The sequence below is a fragment of the Arthrobacter sp. Hiyo1 genome, assembly GCF_001263615.2.
Lineage (GTDB): Bacteria > Actinomycetota > Actinomycetes > Actinomycetales > Micrococcaceae > Arthrobacter.
On sequence record NZ_DF952468.1, the window covers coordinates 572,921 to 579,713 of the forward strand.

3 protein-coding genes, 2 tRNA genes and 2 pseudogenes are annotated in these 6,793 nt (G+C 61.6%); all 7 read left to right on the plus strand.

Features of this window, described 5'->3' with window-relative positions; all coding sequences use genetic code 11:
• Positions 1 to 1,071, plus strand: a pseudogene (locus AHiyo1_RS02575) (YlbL family protein); the annotation flags it as partial.
• Between the two features lie 133 nt (positions 1,072 to 1,204).
• Positions 1,205 to 4,204: pseudogene (locus AHiyo1_RS02580) on the plus strand (UPF0182 family membrane protein).
• Between the two features lie 193 nt (positions 4,205 to 4,397).
• Positions 4,398 to 4,471 (plus strand) — tRNA-Met (locus tag AHiyo1_RS02585).
• 341 nt (positions 4,472 to 4,812) lie between these two features.
• Positions 4,813 to 4,889, plus strand: a tRNA-Met gene (locus AHiyo1_RS02590).
• 364 nt (positions 4,890 to 5,253) lie between these two features.
• Positions 5,254 to 5,541 carry a hypothetical protein gene (locus AHiyo1_RS02595; protein ID WP_059387515.1) on the plus strand — a complete coding sequence of 96 codons (288 nt, stop codon included), beginning with the start codon at positions 5,254 to 5,256 and terminating at the stop codon, positions 5,539 to 5,541.
• An 80-nt stretch (positions 5,542 to 5,621) separates the two neighbouring features.
• Positions 5,622 to 5,993, plus strand: coding sequence for a VOC family protein (locus AHiyo1_RS02600; RefSeq protein ID WP_059387516.1), 372 nt, complete (start codon positions 5,622 to 5,624; stop codon positions 5,991 to 5,993).
• A 189-nt stretch (positions 5,994 to 6,182) separates the two neighbouring features.
• On the plus strand, positions 6,183 to 6,793 hold a 611-nt coding region (locus tag AHiyo1_RS02605), incomplete at its 3' end, for an electron transfer flavoprotein subunit beta/FixA family protein (protein WP_059387517.1).

The following is a 6,793-nucleotide window of genomic DNA, read 5'->3' on the forward strand; positions in this document are numbered from 1 at the left end:
CGCGCCCCCACCGGCACGGCGCCGCGACGGCCGGTACGTCGCGATGTTGGTCGCCGGGGCCCTGACCATTGTGTTGGGAATCGCCGCGGCTGTCCTTCCTGTTCCCTACGTCGTGGAATCTCCCGGACCGACGTTCAACACCTTGGGCATGGACCACAACAAGCCTGTCATTAGCATCACCGGACACGCGTCGTATCCCGCCAAGGGAAATCTGGACCTGACTACCGTCTATATCAACGGCGGCCCCAACGGACCAGTCAACATCTTCGAGGCCTTCCAAGCCTGGTTGGACGGTTCCAAGGCCGTGTACCCCGAAGAACTTCTCTATCCCAAGGGCACCACCAAGCAGCAATCCGAACAGGAAAGCGCGCTTGCCATGACCACGTCCCAGGAGAACGCAATAGCTTCGGCCCTTCAGGAAGAGAACATCCCGTACGGGCAGAAGCTTGCGGTCGCAGGATTGTCCGATGGCTCGGCCTCGGCGGGCAAACTCCAGGCCGGGGACGTCTTCACGTCGATCAACGGCAAGGCCGTCACGTCCCTGACGTCGTCCAAACCGCATTGGCCGACGGCGCGGGCGCGCCTGCCGCCGTCGTCGTCGATCGTAACGGCAAACCGGTGACGGTGAGTATTACTCCGGGCAAGGGCTCAAACGGCAAGTACATCCTGGGCGTACTGCTTCAGTACAAGTTCACGTTCCCGTTTGACGTCAAGATCTCCCTGGACCAGGTGGGCGGACCGAGCGCCGGCATGATGTTCGCGCTGGGGATCATCGACAGCATCACCCCCGGGGACCTCACAGGGGGCAAGCATGTGGCCGGCACCGGCACCATTTCGCCGGACGGCACCGTGGGACCCATTGGCGGAATCGCCCAGAAAATGCGCGGAGCCCGCAGCGGCGGCGCCACGCTTTTCCTCGCGCCTGCCGCCAATTGCGACGAGGTCGTGGGCCACGTTCCGGACGGGCTGCAGGTAGTCAAAGTGGACACCCTCGCGGACGCGAAATCCGCTGTGGAGCGACTCGCCTCGGGCCAGGATGTGTCCCGCCTCCCGACATGCTCCAACAACTAGACTGATGATGGAACTTAGCTCCACCGCCACTCGTGGCACTAATGACGGCCTCCGCCATTACTACCCGGCACCGGGGCCGACGAACACACGCACTGATGACCGTTAACTGACGACCAGCGATGAGGTATCGAGTTTGTCCCGTCCAGCCAGCACCAGCCCGCCCGGAAGACCGCAGCGGAGACGGGGTGCACTCACTCCAACTTTGATCATCGTCGCCGTCGCCGTGGTGGGATTCATTTTCTTCGCCAATGTGTGGACAGACGTCCTCTGGTATCAGCAGTTGGGCTTCTTCGAAGTCTATTTCAAGGAGAACCTTGCCCGGATCCTGATCTTCCTGGCGGGATTCGTCCTGATGTTCGTGCCGGTCTTCTACGCCATCCGCGTTGCCTACCATGCACGGCCGGTCTACGCTCCGGATTCCGAGGTCCGGGACAACCTGAACCGGTACCAGGCCCAACTGGAGCCCGTGCGACGCGTGGTCATGATCGGCATCCCCGTGCTGTTTGGCCTCTTTGCCGGCAGCGCGGCCGCGAGCCAATGGCAATCGGTGCTCTTGTTCTTCAACCAGGTACCCTTCGGCCAGGCCGATCCCCAGTTTGGCCTGGACATCAGCTTCTACCTCATGACTTTGCCGTTCCTTGGCTTTGTCACGGGTTTCCTCATGAGCGTTGTGGTGATTGCCGGAATCGCGGGAATCCTCACCCACTACCTTTATGGGAGCATCCGGCTCATGGAACGCGGCATCTTCACCAGCCGTGCCGCCCAAATCCACTTGGCCGTGACCGGGGCCGTTTTCCTGCTGCTTCTCGGAGCCAACTTCTGGCTTGACGTCTACAGCACCGTCCAGAACAACGGTGGCCACTGGGCAGGTGCCCTCTACACGGACGTCAACGCCGTGATTCCGACCAAGACCATCCTGGCCGTTGCCGCGGGCCTGGTGGCCGTCCTCTTCATTGTGGCCGCCGTGATTGGCCGTTGGCGCTTGCCCGTGATCGGCACGGCCATGCTGATCATCACATCCATCCTCGCCGGTGGTGTCTATCCCTGGGTCATCCAGCAGTTCCAAGTCCGCCCCTCGGAGCAGACGCTCGAAAACAAGTACATTGACCGCAACATAGCCATGACCCGGTCCGCCTACGGTTTGGACAAGATCAAGGTTTCTCCCTACAACGCCACCACGGACGCCAAGACCGGGGCGCTTGCCAAGGATGCCCAGACAGCCGCCAACATCCGGCTGTTGGACCCGAACCTGGTTTCCTCGGCGTTCTCCCAACTGGAGCAGTACCGTCCGTATTACCAGTTTCCCAAGGCCCTGAATGTCGACCGGTACACCGTGAACGGCAAGACCCAGGACACCGTGATCGCCGTCCGGGAGTTGAACCAGGACGGGCTGAACGCCAGCCAGCAGACCTGGGTCAACCGGCATATCGTCTACACCCACGGTTACGGCGTCGTGGCCGCCAAGGGCAACACCTTCACGGTTGATGGAAAGCCGGACTTCCTGCTGTCCGGAATTCCATCCATGGGTACCCTTGGCAGCGATGCGAGCTACCAACCCCGCATCTACTTCGGTGAAGATTCGCCGGACTACTCGGTGGTCGGCGCTCCCGATGGCGCTCCGCACCGCGAACAGGACCGACCGGCCGGCAAAGACACGTCTACTGAAACTCAGTACACCTTTACCGGCAACGGTGGCCCCAACGTGGGCAACTGGTTCAACCGCCTCCTCTACTCGATCAAGTTCCAGTCCTCGGACCTGTTGCTGTCTGACGGCGTCAACGAGAAGTCCCAGATCCTTTACGACCGCACTCCGCGTGAGCGCGTGCAAAAGGTTGCGCCCTACCTGACGGTTGACGGAAGCGCCTATCCGGCAGTTGTCGACGGCCGGGTGAAGTGGATCGTGGACGGTTACACCACCAGCCAGTACTTCCCCTACTCCCAGCAGCAGCAACTGGGAAACGCTACGGCCGATTCGCAGACGACCTCCGGGCGCACGGCGGCCCTGCCGAACAGCGCGGTCAACTACATCAGGAACTCGGTCAAGGCCACTGTTGACGCCTATGACGGCTCGGTCACGCTGTACGCCTGGGATGACCAGGACCCCATCCTCAAAGCGTGGGAGAAGATTTTCCCGACCACCGTCAAGCCGTACTCGGAGATGTCGGGACAGCTGATGAGCCACGTCCGCTACCCGGAGGACCTGTTCAAGGTCCAGCGTGAGCTGCTTGGGCGCTACCACGTGACCAACGCGGACAGCTTCTACCAGAACAACGACGCGTGGAGCGTTCCGAATGACCCCACGGTCACGGATCCCGTCCGGCAGCCCCCGTTCTACATGTCCCTGCAGATGCCCGACCAGACCAAGCCGGCCTTCCAGCTGACGTCTTCCTTCATTCCACAGGTGGTCAACGGCGCCGCCCGGAACATCCTGTATGGCTTCCTCGCAGCCGATTCCGACGCCGGTAGCCAGAAGGGGGTGAAGGCAGACACCTACGGCCAGTTGCGATTACTCCAATTGCCAACGGATACCCAGGTTCCAGGCCCAGGACAGGCCCAGAACAAGTTCAACTCCGATCCTGAAGTGTCGCGGGAACTCAACCTGCTCAGGCAGGGAGCATCCGATGTGCTCAACGGCAACCTCTTGACATTGCCGGTCGGCGGTGGCCTGCTCTATGTCCAACCGGTCTATCTGAAGTCCACTGGTGAGACCTCCTATCCGACGCTTCAACGCGTGCTCGTGGCCTTCGGCGACAAGGTCGGCTTTGCCCCCACGCTTGACGGTGCGCTGAAGATCCTCTTCGGGGGCGACTCAGGGGCCTCGGCGGGAGACTCGGCCAACAACGGCCAGACCACAACTCCGCCGGGGACTACTACGCCACCTGCGACGGCGGATGCACAGGCCCAGCTGAAGCTGCGCTGGATCAGGCCAACAAGGCCATCCAGGATGGCCAGGCCGCGCTGGCCAAGGGCGACTTCGCCGGATACGGCGCCCAGCAGAGCCTCCTGTCGGCGGCGATACAGAAAGCGCTCGACGCCGAGTCCAGGCTTGGTGCCACCCCGGCTCCGTCGGCAACTGCCAGCTTCGGCGAGCCCGTCGGCCTCGCCGTCGCCTTCGCCTTCGCCGAGTAAGTAGGCAACTCTCCAGCTGGCTGATGTCGGCTTAGCTGGAGGTTTTTGCAAGACCGGGCCAGCCCTCACACCAGGGCTGGCCCGGTCTTCCTTTTGATATGGAGGCCCGTGCATGGTGGCCGCCCGGCGGGGGAGACGGAGGTCACGTCGTTTCGATTTGGCCTGACATTCACCTGCAGGTAAAGTAGTTCTTGCGACGCGGGGTGGAGCAGTTCGGTAGCTCGCTGGGCTCATAACCCAGAGGTCACAGGTTCAAATCCTGTCCCCGCAACTGGAGAAAAGATCCGGCACAGTGGAAACACTGTGCCGGATCTTTTTGTTTTCCACCGATTTGTGGATGGGGGAGTGCGGGATCGGTGGAGCATGTGCCGGGTACGGCTGTGCCAGCTCCGTCCTGACCTTCTTTGAGCCTTCTGGGCGCCAGAATGACGCGACTCGCCGTGTCGCAAGCGCTTTCCCAAAGCAAAGAAGGTCAGGATGGCGCCAAGCCCCCGAGAATAGCCCCTCAAGGGCTGTCACTTCGCCCGAAGGTCCTCCAGATCCCATCGTGCTGCAGCGCACATCTGAATGGTCAGGGGCGCCCTCGAATGTGCGGTAGAGTTGATTCTGCGACGCGGGGTGGAGCAGTTCGGTAGCTCGCTGGGCTCATAACCCAGAGGTCACAGGTTCAAATCCTGTCCCCGCAACCAAATAAACGAAAGAGTCCGCCCGTCTGGGCGGACTCTTTCGTTTAACCCCATTTCGCCGCCCTCCCGACCCTGATGTGGGCGCGCAGTGGAGACATCCGCTCCTAATTTCCCCAAGCAGGTCTTGGACGCGGTCTTAGACGGCCATGCGGGCCGATCCGGGTGAAACGTTTTTTCACACGCAGAAGCGCCGAGATCCACACTGAGATTGCCGGAAAACACGCTGATTTTTGGCAAATCTGTACGGATCTTAACCACTTCGACCCCCGAGAGGCAGAATGTCGGAGTAGTTTCTTGGGCGGGGACAAAGCTTCATCACTGGAATACAGGCGGCGCTCCGCGTTGGCCGGCTCGAGGAGGGACCCCAATGAAAACGGTGTCGAAAATAGTTGGCGCAGCGCTGGACGGCGTGGCCGGCGGATTGGCCCTGGCGTTCATTCTGTGCGTGGCAGTGAGCGTGATCGCCATTTCGACGGGTTCCCGGGCGACCCTGCCGGGACTTTTCACCGCGACTCGGGGAGCCGAAAACGGGGCGCTGGCCTTGGAATTCCAGCCGAACTTCGCCGGAATGGTCGTGGTCATAGCGTTGTCGGTACTTGTCAGCGTGGTGATGGCCGTGCGACGCAGCACCGCTGAATCTCCCGATCCTCGTTGACAGTCAGCTCCCGGAGGAAGACACTTGGGCCGAATGGCCCGTTCATCCTGACGGAATGGGCCGCCCTGAGGAGGCCCGAGATGATCAGTGCGACGATGGTAGTGGCGACGATTCCGGTCACCGATCTGGAGCGGGCGAAAGAATTCTATGGCGGCATCCTGGGGTTGACCTTCCTCTGGGAGACTCCGGTCGGCGTGCGGTACCGTTGCGGATCCGTCAGCGAGATCTCAGTCTTCAAGCGTCCGCCTACCGCTACAGAGCACACCCTTGCCCACTTCGAAGTGGACGACATTGAGGCCGTGGTCGGCGACTTGGCCGCCAAGGGCGTGGAGTTCCTCGACTACACAGAGGGTCCCCTTGCCACAACAGGGCACATCGCTCAGCTCGGCCCCGCCCGTGGCGCATGGTTCCGTGATCCCGACGGGAACACCCTCGGCATTCGCCAGGGCTAGATCGATCGCTTCGAAAGAAGGCCTGCAACCTGCCGCCGGCCCGAATCCCCACGCCGGCCCGGAAAGCCGCATGCCCGGCAGAATCAATAGGAGTTCCAAGTATTCCTTCCTTCGCTCCATGGTAAATACTAGGAGTTCCTAGTATTCTCGATTCCAAGCGTCAGCCATTTGCATCGAGGGAGCTGTTGAATGAAGATCGTCGTGCTCGTCAAACAAGTGCCGGATACGGCCGAGGAACGGAAGCTCGATCTGGCAACGGGCCGGCTCGACCGTGAGGCTGCCGACTCCGTGGTCGATGAAATCAACGAGCGCGCCCTCGAAGCCGCGCTGCGCATCAAGGATGCCAACAAAGGCACCGAGGTTGTGGCAATGACCATGGGTCCTGACGACGCCACGCAGACCTTGCGCAAGGCCCTCTCCATGGGAGCCGATTCAGGGGTTCACATTGTGGATGATTCCCTGGCCGGCGCCGACACCGGTCGAACGGCCGCAACGCTGGCGACTGCACTGAGGTCTACCGGGTTCGACGTGGTGATGGCCGGCAACGAATCGACGGATGGCCGCGCCGGCGTCGTGCCCGCCATGATTGCCGAACATCTCCAACTGCCACTGTTGGGTTCATTGATCTCCGCGGAAATCGCCGACGACGGCGTAAGCGGCGTTCGCCAGGGTGAGGGTGGAACCCTCAATGTCCGTGCCGGACTGCCCGCCATCATCACTGTGACCGAGCGTTTTCCAGAGGCCCGGTTTCCCAACTTCAAGGGCATCCTGACGGCCAAGCGCAAACCCGTCACCACGTT